The following is a 26,204-nucleotide window of genomic DNA, read 5'->3' as shown; positions in this document are numbered from 1 at the left end:
TCCTGCTTTTACCTTTACCCTTCCTCATTTTACCATTGCCTTTCCTCAAAAGGTATTTTGCCACAACTTATCCCACAAAAATGGCATTTAACACAAAAATAGGATGGTAATTGTAAAATTTTCACTAAAATTGACGGCTTTTTATAATCAATCAAAAAAATGAAATCTACCTCATTAGTTGTACTGTTTCTGGTATCGTGCTTTTCTGTTGTAGCACAGCAAAAATTAAGTATCGAAGAAATTTATACCGGCACTTTCCGGGCACAAGGCATGGACGAACTTCAGGCCATGAAAAACACCAACCAATACACGGTGCTCAATTTCGACAGAACCTCGCGAACCCAGCAAATCGATTTGTATGATTACGCCACACTCAAAAAAGTAAACACGTTAATTGATACCAAAAACTTCAGTGAGCTGGCCGAGGGTATCGACAGTTACACCTTCAGTCGCGACGAAAAACAAATACTGTTGGCTAACAACACCAATCAAATTTACCGTCATTCCTTCACGGCCGATTTCTTTTTATACACTATTGACACCAAGCAATTAACCAAAATACTGACACAAGTACAAGAGCCAACCTTCTCTCCCGACGGAACTAAAATTGGTTTTGTAAAAGAAAACAACCTCTTTATTTACGATATCGCTACTAAAAAAACCACTCAAGTCACCACTGACGGAAAGAAAAACAGCATCATCAACGGAATTACTGACTGGGTTTACGAAGAAGAATTTGCTTTCGTAAGAGCCTTTGATTGGAGTGCCGACAGCAAAAAACTAGCCTACATCCGCTTCGATGAAAGCGAAGTGCCCGAGTTCTCAATGAACATTTACAAAAAAGATTTGTACCCAACAGTAGAAACTTTCAAATACCCAAAAGCCGGAGAGAAAAATGCACAGGTTTCCTTGTTTCTGTACGATGTAAATGCCAACTCAGCCAAAGCCATAAATCTGGGGAACTACAATGATTTCTATATCGCCCGAATGAAATGGACCAATGATGCCAATGTGCTGTGCGCTCAAATACTGAACCGCCATCAAGATAATTTAGACTTGCTTTTTATTGACGGAACAACCGCCGCGACCAAAGTAGTGTTAAACGAAAAAGACAATGCCTACGTGGATGTAACGGATAACCTGACTTTCCTAAAAGACAACAGTTTCATCTGGACCAGCGAAAAAGACGGCTTCAACCATATTTATTGGTACGACAAAACCGGAAAACTGAAAAGTCAAATCACCAAAGGCAATTGGGAAGTGACTGCCTATTATGGTTTAGACGAAAAAACAAAAACGGTTTTTTACCAGTCTACCGAAAAAGGGTCTACCGTTAGAGATGTATACAAAATCAACTTAGACGGAAAAAGCAAAGTAAAATTATCCGAGAAAACCGGAACTAACGAAGCAACTTTCAGCCCGAATTTCCAATACTTTATCAATACGTTTTCAAACGCCACTACACCGCCAACTTATACGCTAAACACTGCTTCAAACGGTAAAGTGGCCCAATCGATTGTGGATAATACGGCACTAACCGAAAAACTAAAAAAATACGATTTACCAACCAAAGAGTTCTTTGAATTAACCACCGAAAAAGGCAACAAACTAAACGCTTGGATGATTAAACCCAAAGATTTTGATGCCAACAAAAAATACCCGGTGTTTATGTACCAATATTCAGGACCGGGATCACAACAAGTCGCTAATGATTGGTTAGATACTAATGATTATTGGTTTATGATGTTAGCACAACAAGGCTACATCACGGTTTGTGTTGACGGAAGAGGAACCGGTTTTAAAGGCGCAGCTTTCAAAAAATGCACTCAAAAACAATTAGGTAAATACGAAGTGGAAGACCAAATTGATGCGGCCAAAGTCATCGGTAATTATTCTTATGTAGATAAAACTAGAATCGGTATATTTGGCTGGTCGTATGGAGGATTCATGTCGAGCAATTGTATCCTGAAAGGAGCCGATGTTTTCAAAATGGCTATTGCAGTAGCTCCGGTGACCAATTGGCGTTTTTATGACAGCATTTATACCGAGCGTTATTTGCAGACACCACAAGAAAATGCCGGGGGCTATGATGACAATTCGCCTATAAATTTTGTATCAAAACTAAAAGGAAATTTCCTTTTAATACACGGAAGCGCTGATGATAACGTGCATGTACAAAACAGCATGCAAATGATTGAAGCCTTGGTGCAAGCCAACAAACAATTTGATTGGGCCATTTATCCCGACAAAAATCACGGTATTTACGGCGGTAAAACCCGAATTCAGTTGTTCAATAAAATGACAACTTTTATTAAAGAGAAACTATAAAACCAAAATAAACTAAAACAATAATTATGAGTGAAACTACAGCAAAAACTGGACATCCAAAAGGACTTTGGGTATTATTCGGAACCGAGATGTGGGAAAGGTTCAACTTCTACGGAATGCGCGCCATCCTGACATTGTTCTTAGTAAATTCGTTGATGATGAAAGAAGAAGATGCTTCTTTAATCTACGGTGGATTTTTAGGACTTTGTTATTTAACCCCAATGTTGGGCGGATTTATTTCTGACCGTTTCTTTGGAAACAGAAACTGTATCATGCTCGGCGGATTGATGATGGCTTTGGGACAGCTTTTGTTGTTCTTTAGTGCCAGTATCTTCGGGACAAACATCAGTTTAGCCAATACCTTAATGTGGTCCGCTTTAGGAATTATCATTTTTGGTAACGGATTCTTCAAACCAAACATTTCCTCCATGGTAGGAAGTTTGTATCCAAAACAAGAGAAAAGCAAATTGGATACTGCCTTCACCATCTTCTACATGGGGATCAACTTAGGAGCTTTCTTAGGCCAATTAATTTGTCCAATCGTTGGTGACGTTAAAGACGCTAATGGTATTCGTGATATCCACGCTTTCAAATGGGGATTCTTAGCCGCATCAACTGCGATGTTGATTGGTACTGCCGTATTCTATTTCTTAAAAAATAAATATGTGGTAACTCCGGAAGGAAGACCTTTAGGTGGTTTACCAAAACACAATACTGCCGATGATTTCGAAGAAGGAGAATCGCAAAAAGCGGTATTCTCTCAAAAAGCTTTAATGGGTGCTGTTGTAGCTTTCTTTGTTTTAGGGATTATTTTTCACTATGTAGTGGATCAAAACTGGATTTATACCGTTATTTATTCAAGTGGTTTAACTTTAGCCGGATTAATTGTTTCGGATTCTTCATTAACAAAAGTAGAGCGTGATAGAATTTTTGTAATTTATATCGTAGCGTTCTTTATTATATTTTTCTGGGCCGCTTTCGAACAAGCCGGTTCATCTTTAACGTTTATCGCGGATAACCAAACCGACAGAAACTTCTTTGGCTATAACATGCCACCATCGATGGTACAAATCTTCAACGGATTGTTTGTGGTTGCTTTTGCCGTTCCGTTCAGTATGTTGTGGGATTACTTAAGAAGTAAAGGAAAAGAGCCAATTTCGCCAATGAAGCAAGCGTTTGGTTTAGCATTGATTGCGTTAAGTTATTTCATTATCGCTCACAATGTAAAAGACTTAGGAAACAATGGTTTATTAGCCATCAAATGGTTAATCCTTTTATACTTAATTCAAACTTGTGCCGAGTTGTGTTTGTCACCAATCGGTTTGTCATTGGTAGGTAAATTATCGCCAAAACGTTTCTCTTCTTTACTGTACGGAGTATTCTTTTTATCAAATGCTTCAGGGTATGCTTTAGCCGGAACTTTAGGTTCTATCTTACCGGCAACTGGGGATAAATTTAATAAAGCCAAAGAATTAGGAATCGATTTACAAGGGGTGTTAGACAAAAAAGTAACCTTGACCGCAGACCAGGTAAAACTATTGGCAGATAACCAAATTTCTGATCATAACCCTATTTTTGCCGGATTTGAAATTCACAATTTATTTGAATTCTTTATGGTGTTCGTAGTCTTAACCGGATTGGCAGCTGTTATCCTTTTCGCTTTGACACCGGTATTGAAAAAAATGATGCACGGCGTGAGATAATCTCATATTCAAAAATATTTTTATATCTTTCAAACCTCCAAGTTTCTTGGGGGTTTGTTTTTTAAAATCTAAAGCCTATGTGGAAAAGCCATCCTAAAGCACTGCCTTATTTATTTCTTTCCGAAATGTGGGAACGATTTGGTTATTATTTAATGATTGGAATTTTTACCCTTTATTTAAAAGATGTAGAAGCCGGATTTGCCATGACCGAAAAAGAAGCCTCCGATTTGTACGGTACTTTTATCGCGTTGGTTTTCTTAACTCCCTTCGTAGGAGGATTGGTGGCCGACCGCTATTTAGGCTACAAAAAATCAATCGTGCTTGGGGGATTGATGATGGGAGCAGGGTATCTCATGATTGGGATTCACAATTTAACCATGCTCTATGTTGCCATGACCTTGGTTATAGTTGGTAACGGATTTTTCAAACCTAACATTTCCACCTTACTCGGAAATTTCTACAACGACGATCAATACAAAGACAAGAAAGATGAAGGCTATAACATTTTCTATATGGGAATTAATGTCGGGGCTTTCATTTGTAATTTCTTTGGTGCAGCATTGAAAATTCTTTTCGGATGGCAGGAAGCCTTTATGGCCGCAGGTGTCGGAATGTTTATTGGTGTAATTGTATTCCTTTTGGGTAGCAAACATTATGGCGATAAAACAGAGAAAAAAGGAGTCCAGGAAGGCGATATGCCCTTTTATAAAATTGTATTATTCATCCTTTTGCCATCCATGATTTTCGGAGTAATCGGTTGGTTTTTGAAAGGCGTACAATCGGATGCTAATCCTGATTGCGCGGTGTTTGGGTCTGATAGTACCGATGCTTTTATCTTTGCCTGCATACCGGTGATTTTTTTCTACGGAAGTTTATATTTCAAAGCTAAAGTTGAAGACAAAAGACCCATTGGTGCATTGTTGGCCATTTTTGGGGTGGTGATTTTGTTTTGGGCTGTATTTAAATTAAACGGTTCAGCACTCAATAACTGGGGTGATAAGTACACAGATAGAGAATTAACTGGCACCTCACAAACCATAGCTTCTAAACTGGTGCTTGCCGATACTTTGACGTATAAGAAAGATTCAGTAGCACTATACGACTCGGCCTTCCGCATTCAAAAAAAGGATGGCGAGGTGGTGAAAACAGTTGATTATCCTTTGTATTTCAGAAACGTGCATAAAGAAAAATTACCTAAAGAAGGTAGCGATATTTATACTTGGTCGGCCAATTTGAGCCAATCCATAAATCCCGGCTGGGTAATTATTTTGACACCGCTGGTAGTAGCTTTTTTCACTTTTTTAAGAGCCAGAAAAAAAGAACCAAGCACGCCAACCAAGATTGCTTTCGGGTTATTAATCTCAGCTTTATCGGTTTTAGTTATGGTAGCCGCAGTACATATTGGAAACAACGGAACAGAGAAGGTTTCCGTTTGGTGGCTAGTAGCCAATTATGGTGTTATTACTATCGGAGAGCTATTCCTGAGTCCGATGGGATTGTCGGTGGTATCTAAATTATCGCCCAAAAATATCACAGCACTTATGATGGGAGGTTGGTTTTTATCCACTTCTATCGGAAACAAATTAAGCGGTGTTTTGGCCAGTATGTGGGACACTTATGATGACAAGGCCAACTTCTTTTGGGTCAATTTCGGATTGCTGCTATTTGCCACGCTGTTAATGTTTGTGTTGGTGAAAAATTTAAATAAAGTAATGAAAGAAAAAGGAATAAATTAAACTATGGAAAAGAATCAAACATTAGAACAAATTAGAAATTTTAAAGGGAATTATCCAAAACAGCTTTGGTATTTATTTTTCTCCGAAATGTGGGAACGTTTCAGTTTCTACGGAATGAGAGGAATGTTGGTGGTCTTCATGGTGTCGCAATTAGGCATGGATGATAAGACTTCTCAATTGCAATATGGTGCTACGCAGGCTTGGGTTTATGCTTTTACTTTTATTGGCGGTTTGTTTGCTGATAAAATTTTAGGTTTCAGAAAATCACTTTTTTGGGGTGGAATTTTAATGATCATCGGTAGTGTGATTTTGGCAGTTGATCCGAAGAACTTTTTCTTTTTAGGAATTAGTTTTACTATAGTTGGTACAGGATTTTTCAAACCTAATATTTCCTCAATTGTAGGTCAGTTATATCATGACAATGATAGCCGTCGTGATGCCGGATTTTCGTTGTTTTATGCCGGAGTTAACCTTGGTGCTTTGATTGGAGGTTATATTTGTATTGCGGTTGCTAACGGAAATCTATGGTCATCTTTTGTTCCTGAACACTTGCGCTGGAATTATGCATTCGGATTTGCTTCTGTCGTAATGATTGTTAGTTTGCTGACGTTTACCCAAACCCAAAAAAGTTTAGGAGAAATAGGATTGTCACCATTGGCCGATCTTGAAAAGTCTAAAAGAAAGACGTTCGAAATCATTACATACATAGGCTCTTTGGCTTTGGTTCCAATAATTATTTTAATGGTGGCTAATACCGTTTATACCGATTACTTTATGATGATTATCGGACCGGTTTCGATTTTGTATCTGTTTTATGAAATGCGTAATTTTTCTGTTGTCGAGAATAAAAAGTTATTAGCGGCTTTGGTGTTTATTATCTTCTCTATATTTTTCTGGGCTTTCTTTGAGCAGAGCGGTGGTTCACTAAGTTTATTTGCTTTGAATAATTTAAAGAACACGGTTTTAGGGGTACAGCTTGATCCTAACGGAGTCAACAATTCAGCCAATTCATTATTCGTAATTATTTTTGCTGCTTTGGTTGGAATTGTTTGGGTATGGATGTCAAAAAAGAAAATAGAGCCCAACACCGTAGTAAAGTTTGGATTAGGCTTTTTGTTCCTGGCTGGTGGTTTCTATGTGTTTTATTGTACTAAATTCCTAGCCGGTCCTGATGGCAGAACTTCTTTAGATTTATTCACCTTTGGTTGGTTTGTTATCACTTTCGGTGAGTTATGTTTGTCACCCATCGGGATGAGTGCTATGACCAAATTATCCCCACAAAAAACACAAGCAGTGATTATGGGGATGTGGTTTTTGGCCAGTGCTTACGGGCAATATTTTGCAGGATTGCTGGGGGCCAATATTGCCGAGGCTTCCGAAAACGCATCCAACCTTGACAAGCTTATCGTATATGCTGATGGCTATAAACAATTGGCACTCTATGCCCTTATCGCCGGATTAATTTTAATCCTGATTTCACCTTTTGTGAAAAAATTGATGCAGGATGTAAAATAAAATACTTAAATTTCGGCACTATTTTTGAGTATTTGGATAGACACAATTAAACACAATTATATTAAAATGAAAAAATTAGCTATTACTTTATTTTTAATCTTGGGTTCGTTAACCATACAAGCACAAGAGTTGACATGGCAAACAGATATGAACAAAGCCATGGAGATTTCTAAGAAATCTAAAAAACCATTATTGTTATTCTTCACCGGAAGCGATTGGTGCGGTTGGTGTATTCGCTTGCAGAAAGAAGTGTTGAAAACACCTGAATTTGCTAAATGGGCGAACGACAATGTTGTTTTAGTCGAATTGGATTACCCAAGAAGAACTCCACAACAGCCGGAGATTCAAAAACAAAATCAGGAATTGCAACAAACGTTTGCTATACAAGGATTTCCAACGGTATGGTTTGTTAATGCTTCTAAAAAAGATGGAAAGATTAACCTGGAAAAATTAGGCAGTACCGGTTATGTTGCCGGTGGACCAAGCGCTTGGTTAGCAGGAGCTGATCAAATCTTAGGAAAAAAGAAATCGTAATTCCAAACTTATAATTTATAAAATCCCTTTTCATTAGTATAGTGAAAAGGGATTTTTGCTTCACGGCATGTGACTTCCCAAAGTTTGGCATAACTTTTAAAATTTGAACCGTCCACCACAATTTGTTTGGGATGATAAGTTTTTAGTACTCGTTGCAAATTCAGTTTAGGGGATTGTATGAGGAGTATAATATCTGGACTCATGTTTTTTTGATAAACACAAGAACTATCAATAATCAGAATTTTTTGCTGCTTGAAATACATCACATTCGACAATAGCTTTTGGTCTCTGATTTTACAAAAATTAGCAACCAAATAGGATTGAACCGTTTGGTCGTTGTCAAGATTATTTAGTATGCTGTCATTACTGAGAATACAGGCAGAATTACCAATACGTTCTGCCAGTATGGTATTTTTTTTACTGTTGAAAACAATAAATTCGGATTTACTCAGTGTTTGCTTTTTTTGAAAAATGAAACAACTTTGCAATAGTACAATACTCCCGAAAGCTAAAACAAGTCGCTTAAACGTTGGAATTTTAATCCAAATAATCACCAAAATAATTACCAAATAGGAGCACCACAACATTTCTTTGGAAAACGAGATATTGCGAATAACAAAGTCTTCAAACGAAGCTACCCAATGTATGATGGCATTGAGCAAAACAATCATAAATTCTAAAGGCTTAGCAATCCAAAAAGGAACGGTGTGAAAAGTAGCAATTAGAATAGCAAAAACTCCAACAGCCATGATAACACCAAGTAAAGGAAGTATGAGCAAATTAGTCACAAAGAATAATCCCGGAAACTGGTGAAAGTAGTATATGCTTAAGGGCATCGCGCCGATTTGTGCCGCAAATGAAACAGTAATAATGCTCCAAAAGTAACGGATGATTTTGTTTTTGGGTTGCCATAGTTGTGACAAAACGGGTTGCAACCAAAGGATAAAAAACAGCGCCAAATAACTTAATTGAAATCCAACATCAAACAAAAAAGAAGGTTTGAATAACAGGATTAGCAACATTGATACAAGTAATGTATGGTAAATATTGACGGTTCTTCGCAGATGCATCCCAATCGCAACAAACGAAAACATGGTTACCGAGCGCACTATTGACGGAGATAAACCAGCCAAAATGGCAAATGACCATAGCGATAGGATTATGATTCCTAATTTCAGTAAGGAGCCTTTCCTAGAGTTGCGAATGGGTTTTAGCAAAAAGGTAATAAACAGCAATATAAAGCCCACGTGCAAACCAGAAACCGATAGTACATGAACTGCCCCGGCATATTGGTAATCTTTCAAAACTTCGGATGAAATATCTTGTTGTTGCCCTAAAATTAAGGCATTGAGCACATATAGTTCTTCTTTTGAAATAGCAGAATGACTAAGATTGGTAATGATGGTTTCTCTAAAATTAGAAAAGTCAGCCCAAAGACCCGACTCATATTTTCCAATTTGTATTTGGTTACTTTTGGTATAGACTTGAGCATAAATCCCTTGGTTTTCAAGATAACTGCTGTAATCAAACAAACCGAGATTGAAGGATTTTCGGTTTTTTAAAATCATGCCGGTAACCTTTATGTTGCTACCGATTTTTAAATTTGTAAAAGTGTCTTTCTTGGAGACATTGAGAATGACTTTTCCAATACTTGTTCTTCCGTCTAACGCTTTGACAAAACAAATAAAACGATGGTTTTTGAAAGTGCTTTTGAGTTTTTCATTCACCAATACATCAAGCTGATGAGGCTTTTCATAATTGGTTATTTGGTGAGTGTAATGATTTTGATGAAAAGTTTCTTTGTGGATGAGAGACGTCGAAAGGCCAATCATTAGAGAAGTCAGCAAAACAAAACAACCAAATAGTTTTTTAAAGGGAGTGTTTTTTGAAATGAAAAAATGAGTCGTTACTAAACCCAGAATACCAAATCCTAAACTTCCAAACACAAAAACAAAGCTCAAATCTACTGTTCGGAACAAAAGAAGGCCAAACAGAAATCCGATAAAAATGGAAATTAATGGAAATTGTAAGATTTTCATGTAACTAAATTACATAAAAAATCTTTACTATTGAAAGAAAATTATTCTAAAATTCGATTAATTTGAACGAAAGTTCTTTTGTAATAAGGTTCGTTGATAGAAGAAATGACAACGCCACTTTGTGTTGAGGAATGAATAAATTTAACTTCATCACCATTCACTTCTACAACCATACCCACGTGGTTAATTCGGCGCTGACCCCTGTTGATGAAGAAAATCAAATCGCCTTTTTTAGCATTACCTAATTCTATTTTAGTGCCAATTTCGGCCATTTCATGGGAAGAGCGAGGTAAGGTAATGTCAAATTTTTTGAAAGTAGAAAACATTAAACCTGAACAATCAAATCCTTCTTTGGTGGTGCCGCCACTTCTGTAACGGGTACCCAAATTGTCTGAGGCACTATTAATGAGTTGCTCTACTAAATAGCTGGCATCTTCTTTTTCAATAATGATGTCAGTATCGTTACTGTCATTGATTCCGGGTAAATTTTTTGGAGCGGCCGGTTGTTTTTTTGGTCTAACCGATGCCATAGTGTTAGTATTAACTTTCTTTGGACGATTAATTCTTTCTTCCGGTTTTGCAGCAGCTATCGGCTCACTGTAAACTCCTTTTTTCATAGCTTCATCCTTAGAAGTTATGATGTTGGAAGTTGGTTTACAGGCAGTAAACAAAAAGAATAAAAAAGATATGTATGCTAGTTTTTTCAAAAAAATAATTTTGGCAAAGGTAAAAATTTCAATTGGTTATCAAAGCTGCCTCAAGTCATTTAAGATTAATTTAGCAGTTTTTTCACTGGCGCCTTCACCTCCAAGCAGTCTTTCAAGGGTGTCGTATTTTTCTAATAAAGCCTTTCTGTAATTGGGTTCAAGGAGTTTTGAAAGCTCTGTTTTTAAGTTCTTGGTGTTGAATTTATCCTGAATCAATTCAGTTACCACTTCCTCATCCATAATCAAATTTACCAAAGAAATATATTTCAGGGTAATAATGCGTTTTGCAATTTGGTAGGAAGCCCAACTTCCTTTATAGCAAACTACTTCCGGCACTTTAAACAAAGCAGTTTCCAATGTAGCCGTTCCCGAAGTTACCAATGCAGCACTGGCTACACTCAATAAATCGTAGGTTTGGTTTGAAATGAATTTGACATTTTTATTGGTTAAAAATTGCTCGTAAAAATGATAATCCTGACTAGGTGCTCCGGCAATTACAAATTGATACTCACTAAAATCATCAACAATGCTTAGCATCACGCTGAGTATTTTGGCAATTTCTTGTTTCCGGCTTCCGGGCAAAATGGCAATGATGGGTTTCTCGTTTAAATGATTTTCTTTTCTAAACGATATTGCATCCGTTTTCTCTCGGTTATGAATGGCATCAATGAGTGGATGTCCAACAAAATCTACCGGAAAATGATGCTTCACTTCAAAAAAATCTTTCTCAAACGGAAGTATCACAAACAGTTTATCGAAATCTCTTTTAACTGCCTTAATACGATTTTCTTTCCAGGCCCAAATTTGCGGTGCCACGTAGTAATGTGTCTTGATACCACGAAGTTTGGTCCATTTTGCAATACGCATATTGAAGCCGGGATAGTCAATAAAAATGATAACATCAGGGTTGAACTTTTCAATATCTCTTTTACAAATTTTAATATTGTTTAAGATGGTTTTCAAGTTCATTACTACTTCAGCAAATCCCATAAAAGCCAATTCACGGTAATGTTTTACCAAAGTTCCTCCAACGTTTTGCATCAAATCTCCACCCCAAAATCGAATATCAGCAGCAGTATCTTCTTTGTAAAGCGCTTTCATCAAATTAGACCCGTGTAAATCGCCCGATGCTTCGCCGGCAATAATGTAATATTTCATAAGTTATAAATTCCAAGAATTAAGTTGGGCTATCGCATGATGGGCTGTCAAATCAAACTGCACCGGAACGATAGAGATATAGCCGTTAGCTAATGCCCATTCATCAGTATCTTCCCCTTTGTCTAAATTAACGAACTCACCGCTCAACCAATAATAATCTTTACCATAAGGCGTTTGTCGTTTGTCAAATTTTTCCATCCAAATGGCTTTTGCTTGTCTGCAAATTTTGATGCCTTTGATTTCGTTTTCTTTCAGTTTCGGGAAATTGACATTCAAAACCGTGCCTTCGGTCATTTTTTTGGCCAAAACTTCCAAAGCAATTTTTTTGATAAAAGGTTTGATGCTTTCAAAATCAGCATTCCAATCATAATCCAAAAGAGAAAAACCAATGGCCGGAATTCCTTCTATACCGGCTTCCACAGCGGCACTCATCGTTCCTGAATAGATCACATTAATGGAAGAATTTGAGCCGTGATTCACTCCTGAAACACACAAATCGGGTTTCTTTTTCAAAATTTCATTAACAGCCAATTTGACACAATCTACCGGCGTTCCGGAACAGGAATACTCGGTTACCTCGGCATTTTTGGCAGAAACTTTATTCAGATATAATGTGCTGTTGATGGTGATGGCATGACCCATGGCGCTTTGCGGACTATCAGGAGCCACCACAATGACTTCGCCGATTTCGGCCATTACGGAAATCAAAGCACGTATTCCCGGTGCATTGATACCATCATCATTAGTAACTAAAATAACAGGTTTGGAAATCATTTAATTTATTGAATTATGTAACGGTGGCTCGGTTTTTGCGTCTGATTTTACCGTCTGCAAAATTAACTTTTTTTAAAGTTTTATAAAGATACATTTTTTATAACTTTGATGCTTTAGGTATTGCAGCGCTTTATCCATAATGTTTTTAACAAAAAATAAGTCCCTAAGAAATGTTGGCAAGGTTTTTTGTTTACTTTAGACTAATAATTAATGAAAATTATAATTCAATTTATGAAAAGAAACTATAAAATACTACTGGTAATTGTAACCTTATCAGTAGCCTTGTGGAGTTTTATGCCTACTCAAAAAGCATCTGACCCCGAGAAAGACAAACTGCTGTTGGAATTATTGACTTTCGTTATTGAAAAAGGGCATTACAACCCGGCAGCTATAGATGATACCTTTTCAAAAGGTGTTTACAAAGATTATTTGAATGCCTTAGATCCTTCAAAACGTTTCTTTTTACAATCTGATATTGATGAGTTTGCCAAATTTGAAACACAATTGGATGACCAAATCAAAAATAAGGATTTAGCTTTTTTTGATTTGACTTATACCCGATTAATGAAACGTATGGAAGAAAGCAAAAGCTATTATAAAGAGGCTTTGGAGAATCCGTTTGATTATAAAAAAGAGGAATCTTTCAACACCGATTATGAAAAAATGCCTTTTGCCAAAAATACTGCTGAATTAAAAGAAAGATGGCGCTTGCAGGTGAAACTGTCAACTTTATCATCATTGGTAGAAAAGCAAAAACTACAAGATGATTTGGCAAAAGACGCTAAAAAAACCATAGAAGAAAAACTGGCTGACTACCGCAAAGATTCAAGCGAGGAAGTAACGCCTGAGATGGAAAAGAAATTCAGAGAAAATGACGCCAAAAAGAAATCACAAAAAATAAAAACCTATGCTGAACTGGAAAAAGAAACCAGAGAAAGCACTTTAAATTCACTTAACGATAACTTTAGTTTCATCAAAGACTTGAATAGAGAAGATTGGTTTTCAATTTATGTAAATGCCATTGCTTCTCGCTTTGATCCGCACACTTCTTATTTTGGACCTTCTGAAAAAGAGAAGTTTGATGTAAGTATGAGCGGAAAATTGGAGGGAATTGGAGCACGCCTTCAAAAGAAATGTGACTTTACCGAAATCTCTGAATTGATTTCCGGAGGTCCGGCTTGGAGAGGAAAGCAATTAGAATCAGGTGATGTCGTGTTGAAAGTAGCACAAGGTGAAGCAGAGCCCGTTGATGTGGTTGGAATGCGTTTGGATGATGTGGTTAAGAAAATTAAAGGACCAAAAGGAACTGAAGTTCGTTTGACCGTGAAGAAAACAGACGGAACGATAAAAGTAATTACCATCATTCGAGATGAGGTTGAAATTGAAGAAACCTATGTAAAATCAAGTGTGGTAGAGAAAGATGGTTTCAAATACGGTGTAATTTATTTGCCAAAATTCTATATCGATTTTGAAGATCAAAACAGTCGTGATGCCGGAAAAGACGTAGCGCAAGAAGTTGAAAGATTGAAAGCAGCTGGCGTGCAAGGGATAGTGATGGATGTGAGAGATAATGGTGGAGGTTCATTGAAAACTGTGGTTGATATTGCCGGATTGTTTATTGAGCAAGGTCCAATCGTTCAGATCAAATCAGCTGCCGGTAAAAAAGAAGTTTTATTTGACAGAGATTCCAAAGTACAATGGGATGGTCCGTTGGTAATTATGATTAATGAATTTTCGGCTTCGGCTTCTGAGATTTTAGCCGCTGCCATTCAGGATTACAAACGTGGCGTTATCATTGGTAGCAAACAATCTTATGGTAAAGGAACAGTGCAAAATGTGATTGATTTAAATCAGTTTGTTCGTGGCAGTACTTATGGTGATTTGGGTGCTTTGAAAACAACCACACAAAAATTTTACCGAATTAATGGGGGTTCCACTCAGTTAGAAGGAGTAAAAAGTGATATTGCTATTCCGGATAGATATTCTTACCTGAAAATGGGAGAGAGAGATATTGATAACGCCATGCCATGGGACAAAATTGACCCTGCGGATTACCAAGTTTGGAACAAGCAAAATAACTTTGATTTGGCTATTGCTAAAAGTAGAGAGCGTATGAATGCCAATGCTCAAATGAAGTTAATTGATGAGAACGCCAAATGGTTAGACGAGCGTAATAAAGAGAATGTATACAGCCTAAACATAGATAAATTCAAAGCGGAACAAAAAGCTTTAGAAGACAAAAGCAAAAAATACAAATCAATTGTAGATTACAAAAATCTATTCGAATTTAAATCGCTTCCGTATGAAGTTGAAGCTATGAATAAAGATTCAGTTTTAAAAGAGAAAAGAGAGCGTTGGCATGAAAGCTTGTCAAAAGACATTTATATTGAAGAAGCCATCCACATATTAAACGATTTACAATCGGAAAACAGTAAAGGATTAACGACTAAAGTAAAGAAGGATAAAATAGTAAAATCATAATTATAATTTGCTAAAGAAAAAGCCACCAAATTGGTGGCTTTTTTATTTTTAAGAGGTTGTAAAATCAATTCTGAATTACCATTCGTTTACCTTGTTGGCATCCATTTTTAGGAAAATAAATAGTAGAATAGTAAAGCCCCAAAGTCCGGAACCACCATAAGAAAAGAAAGGCAATGGCACTCCAATAGTTGGAAATATTCCCAAAACCATAGCAATGTTGACAAAGAAATGAATGAATAAAATCCCGGCAACACAATAGCCGTAAACCCTGCTAAACTTAGTCTTCTGTCGTTCCGCCAAATAAATGATTCTAATAATCAGAGCTACAAATAGCGCTATTACAAACAAAGAACCTAGGAATCCCCATTCTTCACCTACAGTTGTAAAGATGTAATCGGTATGTTGTTCAGGAACGAAACCTCCTTTGGTTTGAGTACCTTCCAGATAGCCCTTGCCAAACCAACCTCCGGAACCAATAGCAATTTCCGACTGGTTAGTGTTGTATCCAATACCTTTCATGTCCACTTCTTTACCCAAAAGAATATTAAAACGGTCACGATGGTGTTGTTTAAAAACATTTTCAAAAACATAATCCACCGAAAAAACAAAACCGGAAATCGTCACAAATATGATGGCACTTAATATCCAGTTTCGATGAATAATACGACTACGATAATATACAAAAATGATAACGGCTAGCGAAAGTCCGACCAAAGCCAAAGGTTTTATGATTAGTGCCAATACAAACAGCACTAAAGCTATAAATCCAGTCCATACATACCAAGAGGGCAAGCCTTCACGGTATAAAACTAAAATGAAAACACTATAGATTAAGGCACTCCCCGGATCGTGTGGTATAATTAACAATATAGGCAAGGCCAAAATTCCAAGGGCTTGAATCTGCCGGTTAGTGTCTTTTAAATTGACTTGTACGTCACTCAAATATTTAGCTAAAGCCAATGCGGTAGCAGCTTTCACAAACTCTGACGGTTGTAAACCAAAGGAACCAAACGAATACCAGTTAGCCTGACCTTTGATGGTTTTACCAAAGACAAACAAACCCGCCAATGACAACAACCCGACGACATAAATCACACTCGAAAATTTTTCATAGAATTTACCGTCAACGGAGAGCACTATGAATATCAACGGAATGGAAAAGAGTATAAACATAAACTGTTTCCCATAGATTTGTGTAAAATCAAAAATCGAAGTTTCTTCAGCGATTGAGGATAACGAAGAGGAATAAATATTCAGCCAACCCAATATCACAAGAGTCATATAGATAAGTACACTTATCCAATCCAGATTATTCGTTACACTTTGATTTTTCATTGGCTAGAAATTAATTTGCGGGAGCAACTTTAGGTTTGACTTCTTCTTTTTTAATTTCCGGTTTTATAAATGAGTCTACCTTTTGTTTGATTAAAGTATCCACAATAGGTTTGGCGTAGTATTTATTGTATTCGCCTTCAAGACTTCCTTCAAGCATTCGTTTTTCTAAATCTTTACGGGTGATTTTTTTTCTGATATATTTTTCAATCATCAAACTGGTAATCGGACCGGCCCAACGCGCTCCCCAATACCCATTTTCCACAAATACCGCAATGGCAATTTTTGGATTGTCTTTCGGAGCAAAAGCCACAAAAATAGAGTGATCCTGAAGTTTTACACGCTTACCGTTAATCTTGGCGTAGTTTTCGGCAGTTCCTGTTTTTCCGCAAATCTCAATGCCTTCCACATTCAAACCGTGAGCAGTACCCAAGTTATACACGTCAAACAGTCCGCTAATCATCGGCTCAAAATATTTTCGGTCAATGGTAGTAACATGCTTGGTTCGGAAGCGTTTGTCAATTTGTTGTCCTTTGATTTTTTTAATGATATGAGGCGTGTAATAGTATCCGCGATTAGCCACAGCAGCAATCATGTTCGCTAGCTGAATTGGTGTCATCAAAACCTCTCCCTGCCCAATAGCATTCGAAACAATAGTCTTACTCGACCAGCCCCAGCCGGGATACATTTTTTTATAGGTTTTTGATGTTGGTATACTTCCTTTTCTTCCCGTAGGTAAATCATATCCCATGAATTGTCCTAAACCAAAACTTTTCAAGTGGTTACTCCATACATCAACTCCTTTTGGAGGGCTGCTATACTTGTTAATCGTTCTCATATAAGAACTGGAAAATAAGGTGTTACACGATTCGTATATACCGCGGTGCAATTGCATTTCGCCACCATGACAGTGACATTTCATAAAACGCCCGGGCGCGTAGCTAAAACCGTGATGACAATTAAAAGATGTTGTTTCATCAATAGCACCTTCTTGAAGCGCCACTAATCCGGTTAAGATTTTAAAGGGAGAACCGGGGGTGTATTCTGCCAATAATCCTCTGTCATACAATGGTTTTGCAATAGAGTCATGGTAAAGCATTGTATAGTTCTTGGAACGCTGACGTCCTACCAAAATAGCCGGGTCAAAGGATGGTGCGGTAACAAGGGCTAAGATTTCTCCGGTTTTGGGTTCAATAGCTACAATTCCGCCACGTTTGTTTATCATCAATTCTTCCCCATACTTTTGAAGTTCGGCATCAATACTTAAATTAATGTCTTTTCCCTGAACGGCAATGGTATCAAACTTCCCCTCTTTATACGAACCAATTTCACGGTTGTATTTATCTTTCTGAATGTATTTTACGCCTTTGATACCCCGTAAAATCTCTTCATAACTTTCTTCTACACCTTGTCTTCCAATCAAATCACCACTGTTGTAGTATTTGTTTTTCTCAATGATTTTGTCATTTACCTGAGTGATAAACCCAAAAACATTGGCGCCAAAAGCTACCTGATAATCTCTCAAAGCACGTTTCTGAATGTAGAAACCATTAAATTTTCGCTGTATTTCCTGAAAGGCAGCATACTCTTTTTTATTCAACTGCGCCAAAAATACCGATGGTAATCTCGGGCTGTATACTTTGGCTTTAGCCACTTTGGTTAAAAATTCCTCTCGGGTGATTTTTAATAACGAACAAAATTCAGTGGTGTCCAAATCTTTGATGTCTTTTGGGATAACCATGATGTCATATGACGGTTGGTTGGCTACCAAAAGCTTGCCGTTTCTATCATAAATATACCCTCGCTCAGGATAATCATATTTGATTTTGATGGCGTTATTGTCTGATTTTAATTTTAAAGTATCGTCAATGACCTGCAGGTAAAAAAGCCGCATTACAAGAAAAAGCGTAGCAACGAAAATGATTGTGGGCAACAAAACTTTTCTCATCGTTTGCTTGGCTTAATGATGTAGATGATGATGATACAAGTGATGATGGTGAAAAGCGTACTAAGTACTGTACGGACTAAAATATCCCAAAGGAAACTCATTTTGAAAACCTCTAAAACGAATAACACAAAGTGATGAATCACAACCGCAATTAGTATAAATGAAAAGCGTTCCGGGGTTAAAACATCGTTGAGTTTTACCGTTTGGTATTCATAACTCAACCCAAAAGAAAATTTAAAAATAGCGGGTCGGTAATAGGCGAGTACCACACAAGCTGCGGCATGCACACCACCCGAATTCCAAAACATATCCATTAAAATTCCCAAGAAAAAGCTGGCTGCCAACAATCCCATTTTGTTTCCGTTTACCGGATATAAAATGATAAACAGCACATACGGAAACGGGTTAATGAATCCAAAAAGATCAATTTTATTGAATATCAAAACCTGTGCAGCGAGCAACAAGACAAATCGGGCGATATTTCCAAGTAAGGCACTATTCATCTTTTTTGTTTTGGTTTTCTAAGTTCGAAATTTCTTCGGCATCTTTGCTTTTAATGATATACACATGACCCAAATTAGTCATGTCATTAAACAACTTGATATCCAAAGTGTAGTAATTGGTTACGTTATCGATATAAACCTTATCAATGGTTCCAATGCCAATGTTTTCAGGGAAAATGATAGACTGTCCTCCGGTTACGATAGTATCGCCTTTGCGAACACCGGCCAAACGCGGTACATCAATCAACTGCACAAAACCGGTACTTTTCCCGTTCCAAACCAAAGACCCGAAGTGATTCGATTTTTTGATTTTAGCATTGATTTTCGAATTAATATTCAAAATACTGATAACCGTAGCATAATTTTTAGAAGTCTTATCCACGATACCCACTATCCCGGCACTGTTGATAACCCCCATGTCAGGTCTCACACCAGCAGCTTCTCCGCTGTTGATGGTCAGGTAGTTTTCGTGTATGCTGTAAGAGTTGTGAATGACTTTAGAAACAATAATCTCTGTTTTCTTAACGCCTTTGATGGTATCAATCTGAGGCACTTTAGTCGTGTCTTTCTGATTGAATAAAAGCGATTTCAATCGGGCGTTTTCAAGAGCCAATTCATCGTTTTGCGATTTCAGACTGAAATATTCGTTGACGTTGTTTATCCTGTCATAAATCCCGCCGGTAAAGAAATTAGCCGAACTGATGATTTTACTTTTGTGATAAGAATGCGATTGAATCGTGAGCGAAAACGATAGGATTAAAAGCAGCAAAAACAGTAAGCGATTACTGTTTTTAAGTATAAAATTAAAAATTTGCTGCATTTTTAAACTGTATAATGTTTGTTATAAATATCCGTCGAAATAAAGATAAAAAATAATTAGTGTTAACGTTCTAATTACTTGATTAAAATACTTCTGAATTTCGGAATATTTTTAAGGGCCATCCCAGTTCCGCGAACTACCGCTCTTAATGGGTCTTCAGCGATGTAAACCGGTAAATCGGTTTTTTGAGAAATACGTTTGTCCAAGCCTCTCAACATTGATCCTCCACCCGCAAGATAAATACCGGTGTTGTAAATATCCGCTGCTAATTCCGGTGGCGTTTGTGACAACGTTTCCATAATAGCATCTTCAATTCGTTGAATCGATTTGTCTAAGGCTTTAGCAATTTCTCTATAAGATACTTCTACCTGCTTTGGTTTCCCGGTCAATAAGTCTCGACCTTGTACCGACATGTCGTCCGGTGGTGTTTCCAAATCATCGGTAGCCGCTCCAATGGTAATCTTGATTTTCTCTGCCGTACTTTCTCCCACAAATAAATTGTGTTGCGTTCTCATGTAATAAACAATATCATTCGTGAAAACATCACCGGCAATTTTAACCGATTTGTCACAAACAATTCCGCCCAAAGCAATAACGGCAATCTCTGTTGTTCCTCCACCGATATCCACAATCATGTTTCCTTTAGGTTGCATAATATCGATACCGATACCAATCGCTGCTGCCATTGGCTCGTGGATTAAGTATACTTCTTTTCCGTTTACGCGTTCACAACTTTCTTTTACCGCACGCATCTCCACTTCAGTAATCCCCGAAGGAATACAAACTACCATTCTAAGTGCCGGAGTAAACATTTTTTTCTTCAAAGCCGGAATGCTTTTGATGAACATCGAAATCATTTTTTCAGATGCATCAAAGTCGGCAATAACCCCATCTTTCAACGGACGTATGGTTTTTATGTTTTCATGTGTTTTACCCTGCATCATGTTGGCTTCTTTTCCAACGGCGATGATTTTACCCGATATTCGGTCACGGGCAACAATTGAAGGGCTATCAATTACAACTTTATCATTGTGTATGATCAGAGTGTTGGCTGTACCAAGGTCAATGGCGATATCCTCGGTCATGAAATCAAAAAATCCCATAAGTTTTTTAAGGGTTTAAATGTTTATAAATTTTTAACGGACAAAGTTAAACAAATTAATGTTTAAAATGACGTGTTCCTGTAAATACCATGGCAACTTTATTTTCGTTGCAAAAATTGATGCTCAACTCATCTTTTATCGAACCTCCCGGCTGAATAACTGCCGTAATTCCTGCGTTGTGCGCTATTTCAACACAATCCGGAAAAGGGAAAAAAGCATCGCTGGCCATCACGGCTCCGTTCAAATCAAATCCAAAAGTGGTGGCTTTTTCAATGGCTTGTTTCAAAGCATCCACTCGCGAAGTTTGTCCGGTTCCCGATGCCACTAATGTACTGTTTTTTGCAAATACAATGGTGTTTGATTTAGTATTTTTACAAATTTTTGAAACAAATAATAAATCGTCAATTTCTTGTGCCGTCGGAGCAGTGTTGGTAACTACTTTCAAATGGTCTTTGGTATCGGTAACATTGTTTCTGTCCTGAACCAAAAGTCCGTTCAAACAAGTCCGAACTTGACGCTCCGGCAAAGCCACTTCATGCTGAACCAATATAATTCTGTTTTTCTTTTCAGATAAAACGGCAATGGCTTCATCATCATAACTTGGCGCAATAACCACTTCGCAGAAAAGGCTGTTAATTTCATTAGCAGTAGCCAAATCTATCGTACCATTGGCTATTAAAACACCCCCAAAGGCCGAAGTCGGATCACCGGCCAAAGCAGCCAAATAAGCTTCTTTCATGTTGCTTCTGGTCGCTAATCCACAAGCATTATTGTGTTTTAAAATGGCGAAGGTAGGCTCGTTTGCTTTAAATTCCAATATCAAATTTACAGCGGCATCAACGTCCAACAGGTTGTTGTATGACAATTCTTTGCCGTGCAATTTGGTAAACATCTTGTCAAATTCACCAAAGAAAAAGCCTTTCTGATGGGGATTTTCTCCATAGCGTAAAACTTGCCCCTGGTCTATACTGGTCTTGAAATAGGTTTCATCCGTATTAAAATAATTAAATATAGCCGTGTCATAATGCGAAGAAACATGAAACGCTCTGGTCGCCAAAAGTTTTCTTTGCTCCAAAGTCGTAGTACCGTTTTGAGTCGAAATCAAATCCAATAACATAGCATACTCATTAACCGAAGCCACGATTACCGTATCGTTAAAATTTTTCGCAGCAGCACGAATCAACGAAATCCCGCCAATGTCAATTTTTTCAATAATATCCTGTTCACTAGCTCCCGAAGCCACTGTTTTTTCAAAAGGATACAAATCAACAATCACCAAATCAATCTGCGGAATTTCAAAATCCTTCATTTGGGCCACATCGGTGGCATTGTCCTGACGGTTCAAAATACCGCCAAAAATTTTAGGATGCAAAGTCTTAACTCTTCCGCCAAGAATCTCAGGAAACGAAGTCACCTCTTCCACCGGAACTACCGGAATCCCCAAGTTGTTAATAAATTCTTCTGTTCCTCCGGTCGAGTAAAGGGTTACGTTTTGTTCGTGTAGCCTACGAACGATCGGCTCTAATCCGTCTTTCGAAAATACCGAAATCAGGGCCGATTTAATGGTTTTTGTAGTGTTCATTGTGTAGTTGTGTTTAAGCGACAAAAGTAGTTTTTTTCAAGCCAAAATTCAAGCCTCAATTGTAACAATATTTTATTTTTTGACACCTATACAACATTCAATAAAATTGTAGTGATTTCAATTATTTTTATAGAAATTTACAATTCCGTAAACCCATCATAAATGCTACTGTACTTTCGACTGCTTAAAGAGAGTTTTGCCTTTGCCATGAACGCACTCCGCAACAATAAATTGCGAACCATGCTTTCCCTTTTAGGCGTAACCATCGGTATTTTTTCCATCATTGCAGTATTGGCCGCAGTCGATTCGTTAGACCGAAAAATCAAAGCCGATTTAAGTACACTCGACAAAAACACTATTTATTTAACCAGCCAATCCTTTGGGCCAACCGAAGTGCCCCGCTGGAAAAGAGAACAATTTCCCAACGTAACATTTGAAGAATACCAATATTTAAAAGGTTCCTTAAATAATGTGGAGAACACTTGTTTCCAATATTTCACCAACAATCAAAACATCAAACAAGATTCAAAAACTGTATCAGCGGTAAATATGGTGCCGGTGACTTCAGAGTTTGTCGATATTCAACGCATGGAGTTTTCCGAAGGACGCTTTTTTAACGAAGCCGAATCCAATTCCGGAAAACAAGTAGTGGTGTTAGGTTATGAAATAGCCAAAAGTTTATTCGATGATTTCGACCCGATAGGGAAAACTGTTAGGATGTATGGCCAGCAATTTACCGTTATCGGAGTGACCAAAAAGAAAGGCGATTCGGGTATTGATATTGGTGGAGGCGATGATACGTCAGCCTTTTTCCCGTCTACCTTTTTAAGAAGAATTTATGGCGATAACAACGAGCAGGTTTTACCGGTTATTATCATCAAACCCGAAAAAGGAGCCGATATTGAACAGCTGAAAGGGGAGATTTCGCAAAAACTCCGCAACATCAGAGGGGTAAAACAAGGCGATATTGATAATTTCTTCGTCAATATCTTGGCCGGACTTACCGATATGATTGATAACATTATCGGTAGCCTCAAAGTAGGAGGGTGGATTATCAGTATCTTTTCACTACTGGTAGGCGGCTTTGGTATAGCCAACATCATGTTCGTTTCGGTAAAAGAAAGAACCAACCTCATTGGCATTCAAAAATCCCTCGGCGCCAAAAATAAATTCATCCTGTTTCAATTCCTGTTCGAAGCCATCATTCTTTGTGTAATCGGCGGATTAATAGGCTTGCTACTGGTCTGGATTATCGCCATTATATTAACCCAAGCGCTTGACTTTGAATTTGTATTGGGCATGGGCAATATCCTCTTAGGAACCGGTTTAGCCGCTATCATTGGTTTGATTTCCGGTATTCTCCCTGCCATTTCCGCATCCAGATTAGACCCGGTAGAGGCCATCCGCAGCGGTATGTAATCCCCAAAAAGCTTTCCCAAAACCATTCGCACTACCGCTATTGCCAAACGAAGGACTACTATAGCCTTTCTTGTTAATGGTTTAGTCAATCTTGCCAATGGTATAGCCTCTCTTGCCATTGGTTTAGTCAATCTTGTCAATGGTATAGCCTCTCTTGTCATTGGTTTAGTCAATCTTGTCAATGGTATAGACTCCCTTGTCATTGGTTTAGTCAATCTTGCCAATAGTATAATCTCCCTTGCTATTAGTTTAGTCAATCATATTAATGGTTAAGCTCTTTTTATCCTTAATGGAAGTCATAATACCGTTGTCAAAAGCACTATTCCTTTTTGTTGAAGCTCCAATAGCAATAGTTTGACCACGATAACCAAGGGCAAAGAACCCCTTCCCAATAGAGTAAACAATATAAGCCCTATAAGAACCGTCATCACCACTATACCAAACAAAAAAAAGACACAAAGTGAAAACTTTGTGCCTTTCTATAGGGTGTTTCTTTTAAGTAAAAAACTATCTCACGTCCTGATTCAAAATCAAGTCAATATATAAATTGATTTTGTCTTTCAATTCTTTACGAGGTGCAATAAAATCTAGGAAACCATGATCCAATACAAACTCCGCGGTTTGAAAACCTTCCGGCAAATCTTTCCCGGTAGTGTCACGCACCACACGAGGACCGGCAAAACCAATCAAAGCACCCGGTTCGGATATGTTAATGTCTCCCAACATAGCATAAGAAGCGGTAGTTCCTCCCGTAGTAGGATCAGTACACAAAGAAATATAAGGAATTTTAGCCTCAGCCAATTGCGCTAGCTTGGCAGAAGTCTTAGCCAACTGCATTAACGAGTAAGCCGCTTCCATCATACGAGCCCCTCCTGATTTGGATATCATCACAAAAGGCGTTTTGGTTTTAATAGCATAGTCAATACCGCGAGCAATTTTCTCACCCACTACAGCTCCCATCGAACCGCCGATAAAAGCAAAGTCCATACAGCAAACCACCAAGTCTTTCCCTTTTGATTTACCTACTCCGGTTCTAACCGCATCCTTCAATCCGGTTTTGTCAATGGCATCTTTTAAACGGTCTGAATATTTTTTAGTATCTACAAAGTGTAAAGGGTCCTTAGCCGTCATGTTGGCGTCCAACTCTTTAAATTCATTGTTGTCAAACAAGATTTCAAAGTACTCTTTACTGCCAATTCTAACATGAAAATCATCTTCCGGACTCACCCATAGGTTACGAGCCAATTCATCTTGATCGATAATCTTACCCGTCGGTGATTTGTACCAAAGTCCTTTGGGTACGTCTTTCTTGTCTTCGGTTGCGGTGGTAATCCCTTTTTCTGTTCTTTTAAACCAAGCCATATGTTTTAATTTAGGAATTAGGAATGAGGAATTAGGATTTTCAAATCCTTAATCCCAAATCCTTAATCGTAATTTATAATGTGTTAACGTTATTTAAATCAGCAAACGCCTGTTCTAACCTTTTGTTGAAAGTCAGTTCGCCTTCTCTAATCCACTTTCTCGGATCGTAGTGTTTTTTGTTCGGTGAATCAGCCCCGTCAGGACTGCCTATTTGAGTTCGTAAGTAATCAATTTTTGAAGTCATGTAGTCTCTTATACCTTCTGTAAAAGCAAACTGTAAATCGGTATCAATGTTCATTTTGATAACACCATACTCAATAGCTTCTCTGATTTCTTCTAAGGTAGAACCTGAACCGCCATGGAAAACAAAGTCAACCGGATTATGACCCGTATTGAATTTATTTTGAACATAGTCCTGAGAGTTTTTCAAGATTTTTGGAGTCAGTTTTACATTACCCGGTTTGTATACACCATGCACGTTTCCAAAAGCAGCAGCAATAGTAAACTTCGGAGAAACTTTCATCAATTCCTCATAAGCAAAAGCTACTTCATCAGGCTGTGTGTATAATTTAGAACTGTCAACATCGGAGTTGTCTACACCATCTTCTTCACCACCGGTAATACCCAATTCAATTTCCAAAGTCATACCCATTTTGCTCATACGGGTTAAGTATTCTTTGCAAATTTCAATGTTTTCGTGCAAAGGCTCTTCCGATAAATCAATCATATGCGAAGAGTATAGTGGCTTTCCGGTTTCGGCAAAATGCTTTTCAGAAGCATCCAACAAACCATCTAACCAAGGCAATAAATTTTTAGCACAATGGTCCGTATGCAGAATTACAGTAGCTCCATAAGCTTCCGCCAAAGTATGAATGTGTTTAGCTCCGGCAATCCCACCAAGGATAGCGGCTTTTTGACCTTCATTAGACAATCCTTTTCCGGCATTGTAGGCAGCTCCACCGTTTGAAAACTGAATAATCACCGGCGCATTTAACTTAGCAGCCGTTTCCAAAACACCATTGATGGTACTGGAACCAATTACGTTTACCGCCGGAAGTGCAAATCCTTTTTCTTTGGCATAGTTAAAAATTGCCTGAACTTCATCGCCTGTTGCTACTCCGGGTTTGATATTGTGAGCCATTGTTGTGGTTGTTTTTAAG

The 26,204-nt window shown here is 37.8% G+C and carries 20 protein-coding genes; 7 read left to right on the top strand and 13 right to left on the bottom strand.

Annotation, left to right across the window (positions count from 1 at the left end):
- Nucleotides 1-159 precede the first annotated feature (159 nt).
- From GUU89_RS02735 to GUU89_RS02715, 5 genes are all read left to right on the top strand, one after another.
- Nucleotides 160-2,328, top strand: a complete 2,169-nt coding sequence (locus GUU89_RS02735) for a S9 family peptidase (protein WP_162126486.1) — start codon at nt 160-162, stop codon at nt 2,326-2,328.
- Between the two features lie 26 nt (nt 2,329-2,354).
- The gene (locus GUU89_RS02730) at nt 2,355-4,031 is read left to right on the top strand and encodes a peptide MFS transporter (protein WP_162126485.1); all 1,677 of its coding nucleotides are present in this window, start codon (nt 2,355-2,357) and stop codon (nt 4,029-4,031) included.
- A 77-nt stretch (nt 4,032-4,108) separates the two neighbouring features.
- Nucleotides 4,109-5,767 (top strand): peptide MFS transporter, encoded by a 1,659-nt coding sequence (locus GUU89_RS02725; RefSeq protein ID WP_162126484.1) that lies wholly within the window; start codon nt 4,109-4,111, stop codon nt 5,765-5,767.
- Nucleotides 5,768-5,770: 3 nt separating this feature from the next.
- Nucleotides 5,771-7,282 carry a peptide MFS transporter gene (locus GUU89_RS02720; protein ID WP_162126483.1) on the top strand — a complete coding sequence of 504 codons (1,512 nt, stop codon included), beginning with the start codon at nt 5,771-5,773 and terminating at the stop codon, nt 7,280-7,282.
- Nucleotides 7,283-7,348: 66 nt separating this feature from the next.
- Complete coding sequence (locus GUU89_RS02715; protein WP_162126482.1) at nt 7,349-7,816, top strand: thioredoxin family protein; 468 nt, start codon at nt 7,349-7,351, stop codon at nt 7,814-7,816.
- Between the two features lie 8 nt (nt 7,817-7,824).
- Here GUU89_RS02715 and GUU89_RS02710 read toward each other — a convergent pair whose 3' ends face one another.
- From GUU89_RS02710 to surE, 4 genes are read right to left on the bottom strand one after another with little or no spacing between them, the layout of a single operon-like run.
- Nucleotides 7,825-9,855, bottom strand: a complete 2,031-nt coding sequence (locus tag GUU89_RS02710) for a ComEC/Rec2 family competence protein (RefSeq protein WP_162126481.1) — start codon at nt 9,853-9,855, stop codon at nt 7,825-7,827.
- 41 nt (nt 9,856-9,896) lie between these two features.
- Nucleotides 9,897-10,562 carry a C40 family peptidase gene (locus tag GUU89_RS02705; RefSeq protein ID WP_235921946.1) on the bottom strand — a complete coding sequence of 222 codons (666 nt, stop codon included), beginning with the start codon at nt 10,560-10,562 and terminating at the stop codon, nt 9,897-9,899.
- Between the two features lie 39 nt (nt 10,563-10,601).
- Nucleotides 10,602-11,720: a lipid-A-disaccharide synthase gene (gene lpxB / locus GUU89_RS02700; protein WP_162126480.1), complete on the bottom strand. Its 1,119-nt coding sequence runs from the start codon at nt 11,718-11,720 to the stop codon at nt 10,602-10,604.
- 3 nt (nt 11,721-11,723) lie between these two features.
- Complete coding sequence (gene surE / locus GUU89_RS02695; protein ID WP_162126479.1) at nt 11,724-12,494, bottom strand: 5'/3'-nucleotidase SurE; 771 nt, start codon at nt 12,492-12,494, stop codon at nt 11,724-11,726.
- Between the two features lie 210 nt (nt 12,495-12,704).
- Between surE and GUU89_RS02690 the strand changes: the two genes are divergently transcribed.
- A complete protein-coding gene (locus tag GUU89_RS02690) occupies nt 12,705-14,975 on the top strand; it encodes a carboxy terminal-processing peptidase (protein ID WP_162126478.1) in 2,271 nt (756 codons plus the stop codon).
- A gap of 75 nt (nt 14,976-15,050) precedes the next feature.
- Here the strand turns inward: GUU89_RS02690 and rodA are convergent, their stop codons facing one another.
- The 6 genes from rodA to purH all read right to left on the bottom strand — a co-directional run bounded on the left by rodA (nt 15,051) and on the right by purH (nt 22,263).
- Nucleotides 15,051-16,310, bottom strand: a complete 1,260-nt coding sequence (gene rodA / locus GUU89_RS02685) for a rod shape-determining protein RodA (RefSeq protein WP_162126477.1) — start codon at nt 16,308-16,310, stop codon at nt 15,051-15,053.
- A gap of 10 nt (nt 16,311-16,320) precedes the next feature.
- Nucleotides 16,321-18,255, bottom strand: coding sequence for a penicillin-binding protein 2 (gene mrdA / locus GUU89_RS02680; RefSeq protein ID WP_162126476.1), 1,935 nt, complete (start codon nt 18,253-18,255; stop codon nt 16,321-16,323).
- Entirely contained in the window at nt 18,252-18,758 is a 507-nt protein-coding gene (locus tag GUU89_RS02675; RefSeq protein ID WP_162126475.1) for a rod shape-determining protein MreD, read from the bottom strand. The genes mrdA and GUU89_RS02675 overlap by 4 nt, the downstream gene beginning before the upstream one ends.
- A complete protein-coding gene (mreC, locus tag GUU89_RS02670) occupies nt 18,751-19,578 on the bottom strand; it encodes a rod shape-determining protein MreC (protein WP_162126474.1) in 828 nt (275 codons plus the stop codon). The genes GUU89_RS02675 and mreC overlap by 8 nt, the downstream gene beginning before the upstream one ends.
- 74 nt (nt 19,579-19,652) lie before the next feature.
- Nucleotides 19,653-20,681 carry a rod shape-determining protein gene (locus GUU89_RS02665; RefSeq protein ID WP_121312631.1) on the bottom strand — a complete coding sequence of 343 codons (1,029 nt, stop codon included), beginning with the start codon at nt 20,679-20,681 and terminating at the stop codon, nt 19,653-19,655.
- 55 nt (nt 20,682-20,736) lie between these two features.
- Nucleotides 20,737-22,263 carry a bifunctional phosphoribosylaminoimidazolecarboxamide formyltransferase/IMP cyclohydrolase gene (purH, locus tag GUU89_RS02660; RefSeq protein WP_162126473.1) on the bottom strand — a complete coding sequence of 509 codons (1,527 nt, stop codon included), beginning with the start codon at nt 22,261-22,263 and terminating at the stop codon, nt 20,737-20,739.
- A 162-nt stretch (nt 22,264-22,425) separates the two neighbouring features.
- On the opposite strand from purH, the gene GUU89_RS02655 reads away from it, so the two are divergent.
- A complete protein-coding gene (locus tag GUU89_RS02655; RefSeq protein ID WP_162126472.1) occupies nt 22,426-23,682 on the top strand; it encodes an ABC transporter permease in 1,257 nt (418 codons plus the stop codon).
- 249 nt (nt 23,683-23,931) lie between these two features.
- Here GUU89_RS02655 and GUU89_RS02650 read toward each other — a convergent pair whose 3' ends face one another.
- From GUU89_RS02650 to fbaA, 3 genes are all read right to left on the bottom strand, one after another.
- Nucleotides 23,932-24,141, bottom strand: a complete 210-nt coding sequence (locus GUU89_RS02650) for a hypothetical protein (RefSeq protein ID WP_162126471.1) — start codon at nt 24,139-24,141, stop codon at nt 23,932-23,934.
- Between the two features lie 48 nt (nt 24,142-24,189).
- Nucleotides 24,190-25,044 (bottom strand): acetyl-CoA carboxylase, carboxyltransferase subunit beta, encoded by an 855-nt coding sequence (gene accD, locus GUU89_RS02645; RefSeq protein ID WP_162126470.1) that lies wholly within the window; start codon nt 25,042-25,044, stop codon nt 24,190-24,192.
- A 73-nt stretch (nt 25,045-25,117) separates the two neighbouring features.
- Complete coding sequence (fbaA, locus tag GUU89_RS02640) at nt 25,118-26,185, bottom strand: class II fructose-bisphosphate aldolase (protein ID WP_162126469.1); 1,068 nt, start codon at nt 26,183-26,185, stop codon at nt 25,118-25,120.
- Between the last annotated feature and the right edge of the window lie 19 nt (nt 26,186-26,204).

The sequence above is a fragment of the Flavobacterium phycosphaerae genome, from assembly GCF_010119235.1.
Taxonomy (GTDB): Bacteria; Bacteroidota; Bacteroidia; order Flavobacteriales; family Flavobacteriaceae; genus Flavobacterium; species Flavobacterium phycosphaerae.
Note: the sequence above shows the minus strand (reverse complement) of the source record. Positions and strands in the feature narration are given on the sequence as shown.

What these genes read in the sequence shown, in the direction of transcription:
- GUU89_RS02725 (WP_162126484.1), top strand. Translation starts at nt 4,109, where the DNA reads ATGTGGAAAAGCCATCCTAAAGCACTGCCTTATTTATTTCTTTCCGAA.
- GUU89_RS02730 (WP_162126485.1), top strand. Translation starts at nt 2,355, where the DNA reads ATGAGTGAAACTACAGCAAAAACTGGACATCCAAAAGGACTTTGGGTA.
- GUU89_RS02735 (WP_162126486.1), top strand. Translation starts at nt 160, where the DNA reads ATGAAATCTACCTCATTAGTTGTACTGTTTCTGGTATCGTGCTTTTCT.
- accD (WP_162126470.1), bottom strand. Translation starts at nt 25,044, where the DNA reads ATGGCTTGGTTTAAAAGAACAGAAAAAGGGATTACCACCGCAACCGAA.
- rodA (WP_162126477.1), bottom strand. Translation starts at nt 16,310, where the DNA reads ATGAAAAATCAAAGTGTAACGAATAATCTGGATTGGATAAGTGTACTT.
- GUU89_RS02675 (WP_162126475.1), bottom strand. Translation starts at nt 18,758, where the DNA reads ATGAATAGTGCCTTACTTGGAAATATCGCCCGATTTGTCTTGTTGCTC.
- GUU89_RS02715 (WP_162126482.1), top strand. Translation starts at nt 7,349, where the DNA reads ATGAAAAAATTAGCTATTACTTTATTTTTAATCTTGGGTTCGTTAACC.
- GUU89_RS02655 (WP_162126472.1), top strand. Translation starts at nt 22,426, where the DNA reads ATGCTACTGTACTTTCGACTGCTTAAAGAGAGTTTTGCCTTTGCCATG.
- mrdA (WP_162126476.1), bottom strand. Translation starts at nt 18,255, where the DNA reads ATGAGAAAAGTTTTGTTGCCCACAATCATTTTCGTTGCTACGCTTTTT.
- GUU89_RS02665 (WP_121312631.1), bottom strand. Translation starts at nt 20,681, where the DNA reads ATGGGATTTTTTGATTTCATGACCGAGGATATCGCCATTGACCTTGGT.
- purH (WP_162126473.1), bottom strand. Translation starts at nt 22,263, where the DNA reads ATGAACACTACAAAAACCATTAAATCGGCCCTGATTTCGGTATTTTCG.
- GUU89_RS02710 (WP_162126481.1), bottom strand. Translation starts at nt 9,855, where the DNA reads ATGAAAATCTTACAATTTCCATTAATTTCCATTTTTATCGGATTTCTG.
- GUU89_RS02720 (WP_162126483.1), top strand. Translation starts at nt 5,771, where the DNA reads ATGGAAAAGAATCAAACATTAGAACAAATTAGAAATTTTAAAGGGAAT.
- mreC (WP_162126474.1), bottom strand. Translation starts at nt 19,578, where the DNA reads ATGCAGCAAATTTTTAATTTTATACTTAAAAACAGTAATCGCTTACTG.
- GUU89_RS02690 (WP_162126478.1), top strand. Translation starts at nt 12,705, where the DNA reads ATGAAAATTATAATTCAATTTATGAAAAGAAACTATAAAATACTACTG.
- lpxB (WP_162126480.1), bottom strand. Translation starts at nt 11,720, where the DNA reads ATGAAATATTACATTATTGCCGGCGAAGCATCGGGCGATTTACACGGG.
- surE (WP_162126479.1), bottom strand. Translation starts at nt 12,494, where the DNA reads ATGATTTCCAAACCTGTTATTTTAGTTACTAATGATGATGGTATCAAT.
- fbaA (WP_162126469.1), bottom strand. Translation starts at nt 26,185, where the DNA reads ATGGCTCACAATATCAAACCCGGAGTAGCAACAGGCGATGAAGTTCAG.